At 54.3% G+C, this 16,467-nt stretch carries 11 protein-coding genes, 1 tRNA gene and 1 rRNA gene; 5 read left to right on the forward strand and 8 right to left on the reverse strand.

The features are described 5' to 3' along the window. Positions 1 to 83, forward strand: a 5S ribosomal RNA gene (gene rrf / locus BW950_RS13615); the annotation flags it as partial. A gap of 100 nt (positions 84 to 183) precedes the next feature. Here the strand turns inward: rrf and BW950_RS13620 are convergent. Together BW950_RS13620 and BW950_RS13625 are read right to left on the reverse strand one after the other, a co-directional pair. After that, a complete protein-coding gene (locus BW950_RS13620; RefSeq protein ID WP_076489853.1) occupies positions 184 to 900 on the reverse strand; it encodes a PilZ domain-containing protein in 717 nt (238 codons plus the stop codon). Next, positions 897 to 1,859 carry a hypothetical protein gene (locus BW950_RS13625; RefSeq protein ID WP_076489854.1) on the reverse strand — a complete coding sequence of 321 codons (963 nt, stop codon included), beginning with the start codon at positions 1,857 to 1,859 and terminating at the stop codon, positions 897 to 899. Before BW950_RS13625 ends, BW950_RS13620 begins: the two co-directional genes overlap by 4 nt. An 84-nt stretch (positions 1,860 to 1,943) precedes the next feature. On the opposite strand from BW950_RS13625, the gene mfd reads away from it, so the two are divergent. Together mfd and trmB are read left to right on the forward strand one after the other, a co-directional pair. Beyond that, positions 1,944 to 5,294 (forward strand): transcription-repair coupling factor, encoded by a 3,351-nt coding sequence (mfd, locus tag BW950_RS13630; RefSeq protein ID WP_076489855.1) that lies wholly within the window; start codon positions 1,944 to 1,946, stop codon positions 5,292 to 5,294. Positions 5,295 to 5,423: 129 nt separating this feature from the next. Then, positions 5,424 to 6,137, forward strand: a complete 714-nt coding sequence (gene trmB, locus BW950_RS13635) for a tRNA (guanosine(46)-N7)-methyltransferase TrmB (RefSeq protein ID WP_076489856.1) — start codon at positions 5,424 to 5,426, stop codon at positions 6,135 to 6,137. Between the two features lie 63 nt (positions 6,138 to 6,200). On the opposite strand, the gene fusA (BW950_RS13640) is transcribed toward trmB, so the two are convergent. Both fusA (BW950_RS13640) and fusA (BW950_RS13645) read right to left on the reverse strand, forming a co-directional pair. Beyond that, the gene (gene fusA, locus BW950_RS13640; RefSeq protein WP_076489861.1) at positions 6,201 to 8,279 is read right to left on the reverse strand and encodes an elongation factor G; all 2,079 of its coding nucleotides are present in this window, start codon (positions 8,277 to 8,279) and stop codon (positions 6,201 to 6,203) included. Positions 8,280 to 8,396: 117 nt separating this feature from the next. After that, positions 8,397 to 10,427: an elongation factor G gene (gene fusA / locus BW950_RS13645; protein WP_076489857.1), complete on the reverse strand. Its 2,031-nt coding sequence runs from the start codon at positions 10,425 to 10,427 to the stop codon at positions 8,397 to 8,399. Positions 10,428 to 10,549: 122 nt separating this feature from the next. On the opposite strand from fusA (BW950_RS13645), the gene BW950_RS13650 reads away from it, so the two are divergent. Both BW950_RS13650 and BW950_RS13655 read left to right on the forward strand, forming a co-directional pair. After that, a tRNA-Val gene (locus BW950_RS13650) sits at positions 10,550 to 10,622 on the forward strand. 108 nt (positions 10,623 to 10,730) lie between these two features. Beyond that, the gene (locus tag BW950_RS13655) at positions 10,731 to 12,056 is read left to right on the forward strand and encodes a site-specific integrase (RefSeq protein ID WP_076489858.1); all 1,326 of its coding nucleotides are present in this window, start codon (positions 10,731 to 10,733) and stop codon (positions 12,054 to 12,056) included. 91 nt (positions 12,057 to 12,147) lie between these two features. On the opposite strand, the gene BW950_RS13660 is transcribed toward BW950_RS13655, so the two are convergent. The 4 genes from BW950_RS13660 to BW950_RS15415 all read right to left on the reverse strand — a co-directional run. Beyond that, positions 12,148 to 12,993, reverse strand: coding sequence for a P63C domain-containing protein (locus BW950_RS13660; protein WP_143559261.1), 846 nt, complete (start codon positions 12,991 to 12,993; stop codon positions 12,148 to 12,150). A gap of 343 nt (positions 12,994 to 13,336) precedes the next feature. Then, positions 13,337 to 15,040 (reverse strand): methyl-accepting chemotaxis protein, encoded by a 1,704-nt coding sequence (locus tag BW950_RS13670; RefSeq protein WP_234969126.1) that lies wholly within the window; start codon positions 15,038 to 15,040, stop codon positions 13,337 to 13,339. Between the two features lie 430 nt (positions 15,041 to 15,470). Then, positions 15,471 to 16,235: a class I SAM-dependent methyltransferase gene (locus BW950_RS13675; protein WP_076489863.1), complete on the reverse strand. Its 765-nt coding sequence runs from the start codon at positions 16,233 to 16,235 to the stop codon at positions 15,471 to 15,473. A gap of 34 nt (positions 16,236 to 16,269) precedes the next feature. Beyond that, the coding region (locus BW950_RS15415; protein WP_234969127.1) for a hypothetical protein at positions 16,270 to 16,467 on the reverse strand (198 nt) is incomplete at its 5' end.

Below are 16,467 nucleotides of genomic sequence, written 5' to 3' on the forward strand. Positions count from 1 at the left end.
CCGTTCCCATTCCGAACACGGAAGTTAAGCCCTCTCGCGCCGATGGTACTGCCGCAAGGTGGGAGAGTAGGTCGTCGCCAGACGTTTTTTTTTGTGCTTGTATAAAACCCGGCTGCCAGAAACGAGCGTAAAAAACGTCTGGGTACCCCGGTGTGTACCGCAGGGGCGCATGTATGGCTACAATCAGGACAGTGGGGGCATGCGCTCTGAGAGGTAGGACGAGATCATCTGCTCGGTGTCCAGGGGCATATCGACGTATTCAAAGGCGATGCTATCGCTAACCCGGACAACCTTCATCTTTATCGATGCGATCTGCGCTCCCAGCAGGAGTGATGCAGCAGTTATAATCGCATACGTATCAATGCGTGACGTCTCCTCCGGTAAAATCGGGCGTGCCAGCAAACCTCCGCTGGAAATATCAATTATTTCACAACAGACAAGTCGAAACGTATAGGGATTTGTAAAGATACAGCGAATGGAATCGTCGCGGGAGGGCATGTATCGTGCTGCGCTTCGAACATCCAGGCTTTGATAATAGCGTGTTACAATACCCCTCAGGCGTTGAGCTGTCTCCTCATTGGAGAGGGCCTCGGTGATTATGGCGTTCACCTGCAAGTATTCAGCCTTTTCAGCCTCGGCATCGTCGAAAGAATTATTCACGGTGAGAATAAAAACCGTCTCCCGCCGACTGAAGGTATTTCGCAGATAGGCGATGAAGGGTTTCCAATGTCTGGGGTAATCTGTTGCCGAGAAAAGAACGATCTGGGGCTCTATCTCCTCAAGATTGTCCATGGCTTTGATAGGATTGTCGTAGCAGATTACATCGGTATCCCGATGGCTTAAGGATTCCTGAATATACGGGCGTAGTTCGGCGCTCTCGCTTACAAGCATCACGGTCATTCGTTGATCGCCTCATTTGGGAGATTTTCTACATTGTAACCAATAATCTCCCAGAAACCGTTTCTTCGCTCAAGACGAAAGGTATAGCGCTTCCGCTCTCGGTAACGCTCATAATCAAAAGAGAGCAGGGTCACTACCTGACCTTCGTTGGGAGAGTAGCTGGTCTGAAGGATTTCATACGTCTTTGGAACTTGTACAAGCGCGGCGTCTGCGCCCGAGGGTTGGCCAATAAGAGTCTCCCGGAACTCCCGAACCGCCTCAATCTGGTCTCTCTCGCTCATCAGACGGAATCGGCGGTCGCGTTCAGGACTCTGGCGGTATATTTTTTCCAGATTAAGGTACAGAAAAAAACGATCCCAATTCTCCTGGCGTCGGGCTTCCAGGAAATACTCAACAATCTCGTCGGGGCTTTTTCGCTCCCGCTCGAGTCGTGCTTCGGTGATTGCCTGAAACCGCATCTCCTGGCGTATTTCCGGGGAGTGTCCCGGCCGTATGGAGAGAGGAATGGTGTTTGATACAATGCGCTGACTGGCCCCTCCCCGGAAGAGGTCGGGGTAAAACTCTGCCCGAATCCGGTATTGCCCTGCCGTATCCAGGGAAACGTAATCCGTCAGAGCCTCGATAAACCGAAAGTGTTCTCCCGGTTCAAGTGTTACTGTGCGATAGAAAACTTGATTCGTTGTTCTCCCTATGATAAATTCTTTCGAGTTTTCCAAGGATCTGTTCGAGGAATCAGTGACGGAGAAATCCAGGTTAAATAGCCGGTTGTCAGCGATCTTGAACTGGGCGCTTTCGGGAGTCTGGTTCTCCACTGAGACCGCAATATAGATGGAGCTGTCGGGAAAGTAGATATCTTCGTCAAAGAGCCGGATCGAGACTGTTAGAGCCTCGATACAGAGAGGAAAGACAACACATACTAGCAGATAGGCCAGACTAAACGTTCGGCGATTTTGCAACATAGGACCTCAATCACAATGTCGACAAATTCCAGCAAAACCTTACTCAAAGAGCAGTTAACTTCCCGTTTTGGCGGGAATCCCCAGATGCTTGAGCTGTCACGGGCGGTGAAAAATGGCCCCTTGCCTCTTTCGGTGCGGGGAGCAAAAACAACCTTCGCAAGTTACCTGGTCTCACGAATCTTTGGCGACATGGAAGGGCCTCTTCTGGTGGTGGTTCCCAACGAGAGTGAAATTGCTCCGCTCAGGGGAGACCTGGAGCTTTTCGGGCTTGATCCAATCTCTCTTCCTTCCTGGGGAACCAGTGCCTACGCAGAACCTTCCTCCCGTTCTTCATCCTGGGGCGAGCGGATGCGGGCTATGGTAGAACTGAACCGGGGAAAGCGCCGTATTGTGATAGCACCCTTGCGGGCGATGACGATGCGCACCGCCAGGCCCAAAAGCCTTTTGAGACACATTATTACGCTGGAGACAGGAGCTCCTTTCGATCCGGTAAAAATATCGCAGCAGCTGATTCAGATGGGGTACTGGCGCGTTCCAAAGGTGAGTGTCCACGGTGAGTTCGCCCTTCGGGGAGAGGTGCTGGATATCTTCCTGCCAGGGTGGGAGTCTCCCTGCCGGGTGGTCTTCGATTTCGATGAAATCTCCGGAATCCGTCTCTTTGATGCTGTTACCCAGGCGTCGCGAGAGAAAATCCCGTCGCTTCAACTGTACCCTCTCAGGGAAACGGCCTGGACTCAGGAGGAGCGACGCGACCTCTTTCAGGAAGCGCTCCAGTGGCCCGAAATGCGGGCCGTGAAAGATCAACTTCCTGATCTTGCAGAACGGGAGTTATCGCCCCCTTACTGGACGGCCGCTTTTGCCCAGGAGCTTCAGCAGAGCGCTACAATCCTGGATTTTCTTCACGCTGATGGTCGGGTAATCTGGATCGACCCCCAGAGAATCCTTGCCCTGGGGGAAAACTTCCGGAAAGAGTTCGAGACTATCTTCGCCGAAGAACACTTTCGTCGTCCCCTGCCGAGGCCTGATCGTGTTTTTGTCTCCTGCGAAGATTTGCTGCAGCAGGTTCAGAATTCTTCCCTGCATTTTGACTCTCTTGCTTCTTCCCAGGACCAGGGAGCTCTTCGTTTTTCTTGTGATCCTCCCCGTTCCTTTTTCGGGAACATCAATTATCTGAAGGAAGAGCTTTCAACCCTTACCGGCTCTGGTCATCGGGTGATCGTGGTGGCTGACACCGAGGCGCAGCAAAAACGGATCGAGTTTCTCCTGCGGGACTATTCAGTTGATGTGGTGCTGGGGCACATCACCGGCGGCTTTGCTCTCCCTGCACAACGTCTGGTGGTCATCCAGGAGAACGAGATCTTCGGGCGACGGCGAAGAGCCCCGGCGAGCTTGCGCAAGGCCGAGAGCTCTCCCATCGATACCTTTGTGGAGCTTGATGAGGGTGATTACGTGGTTCATGTGAACTACGGAATCGGCCGGTTCTGCGGAATCAAGCGAATGACTGCGGCGGGTAATGAACGGGACTACATACAACTGGAATATGCCGACGAAGAATCGGTCTTTACTCCAATTGAGCAGGTTAACCTGATTCAGCGTTATATTGGATCGGGCGGAACACCTCCCCGGCTCGACAAGATCGGCGGAAAAAGCTGGGAAAAACGAAAGGGAGCTGTCCGGAAGAACGTCGAGGATCTGGCCGATCGGCTGATCGCTCTGTACTCGCGGCGGAAAAGGGTCCAGGGCTACGGATTCCCTCCCGATACGGAATGGCAAATGGAGTTTGAATCGTCTTTTCCGTATGAAGAGACTGAGGACCAGCTCCGGTGCCTCTTCGAGATCAAACAGGATATGGAGCGCCCCCAGCCCATGGATCGACTTGTTTGTGGCGACGTGGGCTACGGAAAAACCGAGCTTGCCCTGCGGGCTGCTTTCAAGGCTGTGGCTAGTGGAAAACAGGTGGCATTTCTTGCTCCCACTACAATTCTGGCGGAACAGCATTACGAGAACATGCTTGAGCGGTTCGAACGATTTCCCGTCAAGCTGGCCATGCTCTCCCGGTTTGTCAAAAACAAGGAGAAAAAAGAGGTGCTCCAGGGGATTGCCTCGGGTGCAATCGATGCGGTAATCGGTACCCACAGTATCCTCCAGAAATCGGTGGAGTTTCATAATCTGGGACTCATTATTGTTGACGAAGAGCAGCGCTTTGGGGTGAAGGATAAGGAGCGACTGAAGGAGCTCAAGCACAGTGTGGACTGTCTCACCCTGACAGCCACACCCATTCCGAGGACACTCCACATGTCTCTCCTGAAAATCCGCGATATGTCCCTTCTGAGAACCCCTCCTCATAACAGGCAGGCCGTAGAGACGGTGATCTCCGAGTTCAACGATGAGACGATCGCCAGGGCGATTCGGGCTGAGGTTGAGCGGGGAGGGCAGGTCTTCTTTCTTCACAACCGTGTGGAGACCCTGGAGAACGTTCGGCACTTTCTTGAGCAGCTGGTTCCCGAGGTTATTGTGGACTCTGCTCACGGACAGATGGGGGGGCGACAGCTGGAAGATATTATGCACCGCTTTATAAGCGGTGCGTTCCACGTCCTGGTGGCCACCACGATCATCGAAAACGGAATCGACATCCCTAACGTCAATACCATCATCATAGACCGGGCCGACATGTACGGTATATCCCAGCTCTATCAGCTGCGGGGCCGCGTGGGGAGAAGCGATCGAACGTCCTTTGCCTATCTTTTTTATCCGGACCAGCGAGCCCTCTCGGAGCTGGCCATGAAGCGTCTGGAAATTATCAATGATTTCACCGAGTTGGGGAGCGGCTTCAAGATCGCCATGAAGGATCTGGAAGTGCGGGGCGCAGGCAATCTTTTAGGAAGTCAGCAAAGCGGTGATATTGGGTCCATCGGTTTTGATCTCTATTTGAAGCTCCTGGATGACGCCATTAAGAGCGCCGAGAAGAGCACCGCTTCGGAAGATGATCAGGGAGAAGAGGTCTATCTGGAACTGGAATATACTGGTTTCATTCCCGATCAGTATATCGAGGAGCCGATGGAAAAGATGGAGGTTTATAAAAAAATAGCTGCCGTGACCACTGACGTTCAGTTTGAAGAGCTGATTGGTGAAATTGAAGACCGGTTCGGCCCGATGCCCGAAGAGGTCCAGAGTTTGCTTGGTCTGGCAGAGATACGGATTCTTGCCCGCCGCCTCCATGTGGCGTCCCTGAGGGAGCGTCAGGGACGTCTAGCGGTGGAGTTTGGCAAGGTAGCATCGGTCTCGGTAGACCGCGTGCTCTCGTTGATCAAAAACTCCGGGGGATCCGTTTCCCTGGATCCGCAACGACCCAACGTAATTATTATGGAAACGGGGCGGGTAGGGTTGAAAGAGAAGTCAGAGTTTATCCGTGGTCGCCTGGCCCAGTTGCTCTAGGGGCTGGAGGTGTTTTGCTGGCCCTGAACTGACCGAATCATCATCCGGTTTAGTGTCTCGTGAACAGCCGGAACGATGATTTCCGCAGATGCCGCATAACCACATGGAATATAAGGAGAGAAGAGTCCGATGAATAATATTCGCAGCTACGTTCTGCGGGCAGCACGAATGAGTGATCACCAGAAAGAGGCCTACGAAGGGCTGAGAGACCGTTTTTGCATACCAGTACCTTCCTTCGATGACCTTCCTCAAGATGAGAATCTCCTGCAAAAGATTTCCTGGGAGGGGGTCTTTCCCCACCGGCGCGACGATCCAAAGCGGCCGGTGATCGTCGACATCGGCTTTGGCATGGGAGATTCTCTGGCGGATCTTGCCGAGAGCCAGAGCGACAGGGATTTTTTGGGAGTTGAAGTTCACAAGCCGGGGGTAGGAAAGCTTCTTGGCGAGATCGAAGAGCGACAACTTCATAATCTGCGGATCGCCCGGTGCGACGCGGTGCCTCTCTGCAAGCGCTTGATTCCTGCTGAAAGTGTTGACGGCGTTCACCTGTTTTTTCCCGATCCCTGGCACAAAAAACGGCACCAGAAGCGCAGAATAGTTCGGGAGGGGTTCCCTGAACTTGTGGCAACGGTGCTGCGACCTGGGGGGTATCTCTACATGGTAACGGACTGGGAGGATTACGCCAGGCAGATGCTTGAGGTTATGGGGGTGTCCCGACACTTCAGGAACAGCTTCGATGGATTTGCCCCGCCGCAATCGTGGAGACCGGAAACGGCTTTTGAACGGAAAGGGTTACGGAAGGGGCACGAGATATTTGAACTCCATTATACTCGCTGTGAGTAAAAAAAGCGCTGCGGAGAGAGCCTCTTCGCAGCGCTTTTGGGGATGCCAGGGGAGGAGATGTGCCTACTCCTCCCGATCCTCGTGGTGTGAGTTGGCGATGATCTCATCGGCAATTTTGCCGCTTACCGGATCATAGTGATCCAGCTCCATCTCGAAACTTCCTGTTCCTGCCGTCATCGACCGCAGATCAATGGCGTAGCGCAAGAGTTCGGATTGGGGCACCAGAGCGTCGATCTCGATGATCCCCCCTCCCAGTTGATCCTGGCCCAAAACACGGCCGCGTTTTGAACTCATATCGGAGAGGACATCTCCCAGATACTGTTCCTCAATGAACACGGCGAGCTTCATCACCGGTTCCAGCAAGACGGGGCCGCACTTCTTCATGGCTTCCCTCAGGCCTCCCCGGGCGGCAATCTTGAAGGCCATCTCGGAGGAGTCCACGGGGTGCTCCTTTCCGTCGAAGAGAACGATCCCCACATCTTTTACGGGATAGCCCGCAAGAACACCGTGTTCCATCGCCTCGTGGAGGCCTTTCTCGATGCCCGGGACATAGCCCTTTGATACGGACCCACCCTTGATCTCATTGGCGAAGTGATACTCCTCGCCTCGTTCGAGGGGCCGAACGCGGAGATGGACCTCGCCAAATTGCCCGTGACCACCGGACTGCTTCTTGTGGCGGTAACTCACCTCTGTTGACTTGGTAATCGTCTCCCGGTAGGCCACGCGGGGCGGACGGGTCTCGAGCTCGATTTTCTGGCTCTTTTTTATGCGATCCAGAATTGTATTGATATGAAGCTCTCCCATGCCGGCAATTACTGTCTCATGGGTCTCGGGATTAAAGGTTACGGTGAAGGTTTTGTCTTCCTCGGTTGTACGCACCAGGTGTTCGTTCAGTTTGTCCTCGTCCTTTTTGCTGCTTGCTGAGATGGCCAGAGCGTATACGGGCTGAGGGAGCGCAAGGGGTCGGAAGTGGATGAACACCTCGGGAGCGTGGAAGGTGTCGTTGGTATGGGCATCGGTGATTTTTGTCAGGACCCCCAGGTCACCGGCACAGAGTTCTGTGGTCTCAACGAGCTTCTTCCCCTCTGCGCAGTGAATTTTCCCGGCCTTCATCTTTTTTCCGTCCCGGTCGATGACAAACTCGGCGCCCGGTGTGAGGCTTCCACCCATGACTTTTACAAAAGAGAGTTTCCCCGAGAACTGGTCCAGGGTCGTCTTGAAGTTCATTGCGGCAAAGGCCTCGTCGGGGCTGATTGTGTAGGCTGATTCGTTCCCTTCCTTGTCCACAGCGATCTCTGTAACCCCGGCCGGGGAGGGCGCTGCCCAGGAGAGGAAGTCAAGAAAGATCTTGATGCCGCTGTTTTGAAGGGCCGAGCCGCAGAAAACCGGCACTACCTTGTTTGCCCGAAGTCCCTCGGAAATTCCCCGGCGGATCTCTTCCTCGGTGAGGTTCTCCTCTTCCAGATACTTCATGGTGAGCTCATCATCGCCCTCGGCGGCCGCCTCGATAAGCTGGGCCCGGTACTGCCCAATGGTTTCCGCTGCTTCCTGGGGAATTTCTCCCGGTTTTTCGGGGTTTGCCGCTCCTCCGGGAAACCAGGCTTCCTGATTTACCAGATCCACCACGCCCGAGAAGGTATCGGCAGCGCCGAGAGGAACGGCGATGGGCACCAGGGTGATGTCAAACTTTTCCTGAAGGTCTGCCAGGACCTTTTCGTAATCGGCCCGATCCTCGTCCATTTTGTTTATGAAGACCATGCGGGGCTTGTTGCGGTTATCCAGGCGCCGCCACAGCTTGAGTGTCTCGATCTGAACCCCGGCCCGGGCGCCGACAATCATGACAGCTGACTCTGCAGCGCGAAAGGCCGTTACTACTTCGCCGACAAAATCCGATGCTCCGGGAGTGTCCAGGATATTAACCTTGCACTCCTGCCAGTCAATGTAGGAGAGGGATGTGTGGAGAGACATTCCATTCTCTATTTCCTCGGGCGTGTAGTCGCTCACGGTCTTGCCAGACTCCACCGATGCGGGAGCGTCTATTGCCTTTCCTGCGAAGAGGAGCTGCTCGACAAAAGAAGTTTTTCCGGTCGATCCGTGGCCGGCAACTGCAATGTTCCTGATCCGATCTGTAGTGTACGCCATGATGAACACATCCTTCCTGTCTGGGACTGTTATTTAGCTATCAATTCTCCTGTTGGTCCCGGGTGTTGTCAAGGAAAAGTTATACCCCCGGTATTATTCCCTCGGCCTGACTGGTTTCTATCGCCCGGAATCGGGAGCGAAATGAGAGAACTCCATGGAATAATTTCCCCGTCCCTGGGTGGTGCTTCGCAAGGCAGTGCTGTAGCCGAACATCTTCTTGAGCGGAGCTTCGGCGAGGATGTGTTCCACCCCGGGTCTGCTTTCTACGGCATGGACCAGGCCTCCCCGGGTGGTGATACCGTTGATTACCTCCCCCATAAAATCCTGGGGAACCAGCACGGTTACCTTCATCACCGGTTCGAGCAGAGTAGCTCCTGCCTTCCGGCAGGCGTTGTCGAAGGCCATCGCGCCTGCCGCTTCAAAGGCAAACTCCGTAGCCGTGAGTTCCGAATAGACTGCATCGATTAGTTCTACCCTGATATCCACGGTGGGGTAGCCCAGACTGATCCCGGAGTTGAAGGCCCCCGTAATTCCCCGGGCCGCTGCTGAAGCAAAGGGATCCGGCAGTTTTGAAAGAGGAACAGAGCTCTCAAAGTGATTTCCCGCTCCTCTCTTCCGGGGGGATACACGCAGGGTCAGCTCGGCGTGGTTTTCCTTCCCGGCGATCACCTTATGGAAAACCTCGGTATGGTCCATCTCGGAGGTGATCGTCTCGCGGTAGGTGACTTGCGGATTTCCAACTTTCGCGTTTACTTTGTAGTCCTCCACAATCCGGGTGACCAGAACGTCCAGATGCAACTCTCCCATGCCGGAGATGATCAGCTCTCCCGTGTCTTCATCTTCTTTCCAGAGGAAGGTAGGGTCTTCGCGGGTCAGAAGCTGGAGGACCTCCTGGAGTCGTTCCCGTTCGCTCATGGTTCGTGGCTCGATTGCCACGGATATAACGGGCTCGGGGAAATGCATCCGCTCCAGGATCACGGGAAAGCCCTCGCTACCGAAGGAGTCTCCCGTTTGGGCGATTTTGAAACCCACAATCACACCGATCTCGCCTGCTACCAGACGGTCTGTTTGTTCCGTGCGGTTTGCGTGCATTCGGAAGATGCGGTTTACCCGTTCCCTCTTGCCCTGATTGTGGTTGAAGATGGCCGTTCCTGATTTCAGTGTTCCCTGATAGAGGCGGACGAAGCAGAGATTTCCAGCCTCCCGATCGGTCTGGATTTTGAATACCAGCCCCACGGTCTGGCCCTCGTCGGTGCGCTCCACCAGGACCGGTTCGCCTTTTTTGGGATGCATTCCCTGGAGGGGAGGCAGTTCTTCCGGGGCGGGGAGAAAGTCGATCACCCCGTCCAGGACCGATTGAACGCCGATATTTTTGAGACTGGCGCCAACGTAGACAGGTACCAGGGACCGTTTCAGGGTTTCCTGGCGCAGGATGGTGCGGATAAGCTCCGGGGGAACCTCCTGCTCATCCAGGATGCGTTCTGTTATCTCGTCGGAGTGGGCCGAGACCGCATCGAGGAGCTTTTCTCGCCACTCCTCGGCCAGGAGGAGAAGATCCTCCCGGATGGGATGCTCTTCGATGGTTCTGCCAGAATCGCCGCTGTTCCAGTGGCGCTCCTTCATGGTGATCAGATCGATGGTGCCGGAAAAAGAAGATTCAGCACCGATGGGGAGGGCCAAAGGAACCGGTGTTGCTCCCAGTTTTTCCCGGATTTCCTGGATCACGGAAAAGAAGTCGGCCCCGATGCGGTCCATCTTGTTCACGAAGGCAATCCGGGGAACCTCGTAGGAATCGGCCTGACGCCAGACAGTCTCGCTTTGAGGCTCAACCCCCCCAACGGCGCAGAAAATTGCCACGGCTCCGTCCAGGACGCGGAGGCTTCGTTCCACCTCGGCGGTGAAGTCCACGTGTCCGGGGGTATCGATAATGTTAATGCGGTGATCGTTCCAGTAGGTTGTGGTTGCTGCTGAGGAGATTGTGATTCCCCGGTTCTGTTCCTGGGGCATCCAGTCCATGGTTGCAGCGCCATCGTCCACTTCGCCGATGCGATGGGACTTGCCAGTGTAATAAAGGATGCGCTCTGTTGTGGTTGTCTTGCCTGCATCAATGTGGGCCATGATGCCGATGTTTCGTGTTTTTTCAGTCATAACGTATTGAGAATACTATCACAGGTGGTTGCTTTTGTTACAGTAAGGCGGCTGGCAGAATAAGGTTCTGATAGAAATCAGTTGACGCACTTTGAAGGGGTATGGTATATTCCCGGCGTTACGGGCGAATAGCTCAGCTGGGAGAGCGCCTGCCTTACAAGCAGGATGTCGGGGGTTCAAATCCCTCTTCGCCCACTTCTAAACCCTTACAAAGCAACAACTTAGCTTTGTAAGGGTTTTTCTTTTCCCATTCATGTACATTAAAATGGCAATTTATTCCTATTTTCGGGTATCATAGAAAGCATGGCGAAGCGTGGCCGACCATCGAAACCTTGGTCCGTGATAGACCGAGGGCGAAGATACTGGTATTACAAGCTCCGATTCTGGCAGGACTACGAATCCACTGAGATTCCGATCAAGCGGAACGCCAAAGGCCAGGCGACCAACCGCTCCGACGCCGATCACTACGCGTCAGAACAATATCAACGAGCGATCCTGTACAATAAACGTGGACTCACGCTCCGGGAGTTCCTAGACCCGTATTTCGTTTGGGACCGGTGCCCTCATGTGAAGCAACTCGTGGCAGATGGCAATGTCCCAACTGAGCGCTACATAGCCGAACAGCGGCGGCGTCTTGAGCTCCTGGTATTCACGCACCCGATTGCCGAGATCGAGGTTGAGAAGCTCACTCCGGGGCATTTTGAAGACTGGAAGGCCGATCTCCGCAGCCAGGGGTACTCCGGGTTGAGGGGAGACGACGAGAAAGAAGCTTTCGAAGCCTGGCGCGGCGGAGAACGTGACGGGGCAGGGAAGTTGCACATTCCCCCGGAGGAGCGAGCGCATCTTCCCAGGAACGAGATCGGGAGCAGGACGATAAACGCGGCATTATCGGCAGTGAAGAAAGCATTTGCCAATGGGGTTCACCGGCGCTCGATCGACGTCAATCCAGCCTCTAGCGTCGGAAAGGTTGTCGAGCGAACACGTTCACGCGGTATTTTCTCCCCGGCAGAGCTGCGAAAAATGTTCGTTGAGCAGGCCTCCTCCTGGGGATACGGCGAGAACTACCACGGCAACAAAGATGCCAAGCGCAAGGGATCAGCGCAGGGGCCTCTCTCACACGCCGAAGCCTGGTCTTTTGGGTTCGTTATCGCGACAACCGGTGAACGGCCTTCAGCGGTCCTCCTGTGCCGTTGGGAGCACCTCCAGGATGACGTGTTGACATTTCCGGACGTGAAGGACCCTCGGAAGGATGGCCGGCAGGTGCCGCTGATCCCGGCAGTCGTGGAGGCGATAAACCAGGTGCCGCGACGGGGCCCGTTCATCTGGGGCTACGAGTCGGGTGAGTCCTTCGGGTACACATGGTTCACCAAACGATTTCAGCACATGATGAAGACGCTCGGATTGCCGGAACGAATGGACGGGATGAAGCGGACTCCGTACTCGTTGAAGGACACACTCGTTACGGAGCTCATTGACCGGGATGTTTCGGAAATCCTGGTGCGTGAGCTTGTAGGTCATTCCCAGACGTATGGCGAGCGGGCTCTCTCAGCGTCGCAGGCAAGGTATAAGAGACGGAGGATTGCGCGGCTGAGGGAGGTTCTGCCGGTGATAGAGGAGCTTATTGCGTAACCGCTACGCACCTCACGCAGGAACAGATGGTTGACGTTATGGCAGGCCGCGTCAGCCCCCCCAGGGGGGTGGGGTAAATAGTGAAGATTTGTCAGTCATCGATCTCATCTTCAGGGATGTCCCTATATAAATCCAATAGATGTTGTTCGCCAACAATCGGATACGCCTTTATTATTTTGTGCCTAAAGTCGGGCCAGTTATCGGAGATTCGCATTATGGCAATCACGCCACTGATATGATCTCGTAGCGTGGGATGACCTATATCGTCCGTGAGGAACTGGTGATGGCGTACTTTTCGAACACCGGGAGAAACCGGAGGATTCCGATGTTCAAGCTCCTCCAGAATCCCAGGGGCAAGACGTTTGTACACCACATCTTTGGTAATAGTGCCGATCACACCTGGCCTCTTGATTGTTTGAGGGGCATATTCCCAACCGCGAAGGCGAAATATCTGACGGTAGAACTCATCCGGGAATCGTTTCGCCCATGTAGCGTGCTTCTCATATAGATAGCGGTCAAGGATCTGTTGTAGAGCGTCTTTTTTTCGAGAGTACTGGTACCCGGTGGCTTCATCGACCAGAGCGATTATTCCAATTTTTGCGAAGCCGCCTAATAAAATCCGACACCTTTCAGCAGTCTCGCGATAGCGCATATCGAGCATGTGTTTATGGTTGAGCTCAAGCACCGCGCTGCAGATTAGCGGAAGGATTTCAACATCAAAGCCAACTGCCGGACTCCCTCCTCTACCGGGACGAATGAATCTGACTTTTTTGCTGACGCGACTGGATAACTCATTATCTTGAATGGTTTTAAGTGCGATTTTTTGAAAAATGCCTGGAGTTCTGCGGGGTGGGTTTTTTGCCCTGTTTGGAGATTTAATGCCTTGGATAGTCCGCTGCTCACCAGAACGCGCTGTTCGTTTTCGAGGACGTAACACTCGATCTCGATGTCGCCTATCCGCAATGGATTGTTGGGATCGCCATGCTTCGCCCGTAGCATTTCTTCCACCACCGACTTCTCCTCATCACAGCACTCGTTGCAATGCAACGGGCTCCAGAATCCTACCACGGGTTTACCTTCAGAGGAAGCCTTGCCAGGCAATGTAGTTTCGTCAATAACGAGCTATAGCGCCCCCCTGGACCTGGACACCGCAAAGAATTATCCTCCTCCCCGGCCCGACGCTGATCCGGGGAGGGGAGGGCACCAGGCTGGTCAAGGTAATTTGCCGTTTCCATTTTGGCTCCCCTTGTCCAGCCACCGCACACCGGTCGGCCCCGATCTCAACCAGCTTCCTCAATATCCACAGCCAGCTCTTCATCCTGCTCGGCCAATGCTTGTTGCTGAATCTCCTCGGTATGCCTATCGACCTCATCACCGAGTCGATCAAGGACCCCGATAAATTCCTCGGCAGATTCCAGCAATTGCTTGTACCTCACCTCCAGCGTTTCCTGGTCTTCATCACTGCGACGCGCCGGAGTCTGGTTGCGTGCCAGCCCGATCAGCTGCTCTACCTTGCTGTGAAAGTTGTTGTGGATGGTAACCAGCTCGGAATAAACCTGCTGGTGGCTGTACTGGCGCCCCTCATTACTTTGTAGCCACCTCGTCAGCCAGCAAGCCCCTGAACTAGATGATTTCCATGTTGACCGGTAGTCACCACTATCAATCAGGCGGCGCACACGCGTCAGCCACTGCAAATGATTTAGGGCGACCATGTTGGAATTCATGCTGACATTTTCTTCGCCGTACAATTCCTCTTCGAGATCCTGAACCGCCTGCACCCCACGCATGCTGGCATTAGCCAGCTTGGACAGAATCCGGTTATTATTGGTCAGTAACTCATCAATTCGTTCACTGCGCACATCAGTCGCCTGACTGGCCTGCCGGATCTCCATCATGGCTCCGGTGATTTCTGACATGCTTTCAGCGATCTCCCGACTTCCGGTCTGAATCTCCTCGGTAATCGCGACCAGCTCTGTGGTCGCCTTGACGACCTCTTGGCTACCCTGGGAAATTTCATCAGTGGCGTGATCTATTTCGGAAAAAGCACTGGCTGTCTGGTCGACGTCCTCTCGAAGCCGCACAAAGTATCCGAGATTTTGCCCCACATGTTTCTCGGCCTCGTGGATTTCATTGACAATTTCTTTCAGGGTTGAGCCAATGCTGACGGCATTCACGGAAGTTGACTCGGCCAGTTTGCGGATCTCTTCTGCCACCACCGCAAAACCCCGGCCTGTATCGCCGGCATGCGCCGCCTCTATCGCTGCATTCATTGACAGCAGATTGGTTTGCCCGGCGACCCCATTGATAACTTCTATGGCGTCTTGAACAGCATCTATGTGCCCGGCTATCTGCTTGATAAGCTCATTGGTCTGTTCGGCCTGGGACTCACCAGAACTGGCCAGCTCGGCCAGCTGAGCGGCTTTTCCCCGGTGCTGGCGGGCTATCTTGGAAACACTCCCCAGATTGGCGTTCATCTGTTCCATGGCAGATGAAGTTTGCACGACGGCCGAAGACTGGGATTCAACCCGTTGCGTAAAGCTTTCGGTTGTAGCATTGATCTCTTCAATCGCTGCCGTGGTATCCCGCAAATGCTGATTGACAGTCTCGGCCTGTTCGTTGATTTCATCTATGCCGTTCTGCATGCGCTGGTTCATAGTCAGCGCGTGCCGAACGCCATCAATCAAATCCTGGGCCTGGTCATCATTGTCCTTTACCAGTTCAACAATTCTGTCACGCAACCGCTCATAGGTCTCCGACGCCGCCTGTCCGGCAGCGATTTCTTGCTCCTGTTGCCCGTCAAGGCGTCGACGCCGGCCTAATACCACTAGTGATCCGGGCGCGGCCGGCACAGCCGGGACCAGAACCACCCAGAGTGGCAACACTCCAACGAACGCCGCCAGCAATGCCAGCAGCACCAGCCACGAGGTGGCAACCATCAACATTACCCCGATCCTGTTACGTCTACCGATTTTTTCTGGTTGCACATTACCTCCTTCTAAATATTAGCACTCTAAACTTTAGAGCACTACATATAGTATAATGAATTTTACTCGATTGTAAAGTTGTGCTCTGTCATGACAGCGTTCACCTAAACATGATTGATATAGAGCTATAGCGCCCCCCTGGACCTGGACACCGCAAAGAATTATCCTCCTCCCCGGCCCGACGCTGATCCGGGGAGGGGAGGGCACCAGGCTGGTCAAGGTAATTTGCCGTTTCCATTTCCATTTTTTGTTTTGCGCCCCTTGCTGAACGCCCCTCAGGCAGCAGGAGCTTTTTCAGCACAGAGTTACGAAACTGGGCGCTGTAGCGTGGCATGTGTCACCTCCATATCAATCAGGTTTAGGTGACAACTATCATGACAGAGCGCGGAGTCCCGCTCGTTAGGGCGTTTCTTCATCTTGTGCGCCGACTTTAAAAGGGGCGGCGAACTACGAAGAACTCGTAAGCATAGAAGTCGGAATAGCGACGATGCATTGCCGGCTCCTCAGCGAGTTGATCCAGTATGGCCGAGGCTTCGAGGTCGCCGGCATATTTGCTGCGCAACTCGACAATACGCGTCTCCATAGGTGTGTAGAAATCGTCCAACCACGCTTCATCAGACAAGGAAAAGTGGCCAACCATTTCGAATCCGCCGTCATGTATCGCTACCATATCGTCTTCCAGCCATCCCATGGTGGGATAGTCCAGGTCGAAACTGGCTTTCACTTCAGAAGGCGGAGCATTCTTGCGCCAGACCGCATCGGTAAACGCGAGGTAGCCACCAGGGCGCAGTAGTCCATGGCAAACTCGAAGAGCGTTCCGAAGGCCGATGTTGTAGAGCGCACCCTCCGACCAGATGAGATCAAAGCTTTCAGGTTGCTGCTCCAGATGGGCCATGTCTCCGACAAGAACGTTCACGCGTTGAGAAAGGCCATTCCGTTTAATAGCTGCTTGAAGCCGCTCGATGCTCGGGGCATGGTTATCAACTGCTACGATTGAACCTGGCATCATTTCAGCAAGTTGGAGGGTCTGCCCACCGACACCGCATCCAAGATCGAGGATAGCGGGAGATTCCGGCAGATCGCGGCAAAGGCTGAGAGCTCTGGCAGCGCATGTGCGGTTACCAGGACCCTGACGAGGCAGGTTTTCGTAAACCTCGAAAAACACTTCCCAGAAGCGCTCGCTGGGTTCAGTCATGAGTCCTCCGATTCTCTTATCTTTAAACCATATATCACAGGTTCCCCGAAATCCCATTACTGCGGCAAATTTGCTCCCGAATGTAAAAAACTTCCGTAATCCCCGGCGTGTTGTATACACTGCCAGGATTCTCACGGGGGAGGGGCAGGGCGTGCCCCTCGCATTCGCTCGGGTCGTGCTTTGCGGGGCTCCGCTGGTCGCTCCGGCCCTGCCGGGTCCGGCAGGGCAGCCT

The sequence above is a fragment of the Alkalispirochaeta americana genome, assembly GCF_900156105.1.
Classification (GTDB): domain Bacteria; phylum Spirochaetota; class Spirochaetia; order DSM-27196; family Alkalispirochaetaceae; genus Alkalispirochaeta; species Alkalispirochaeta americana.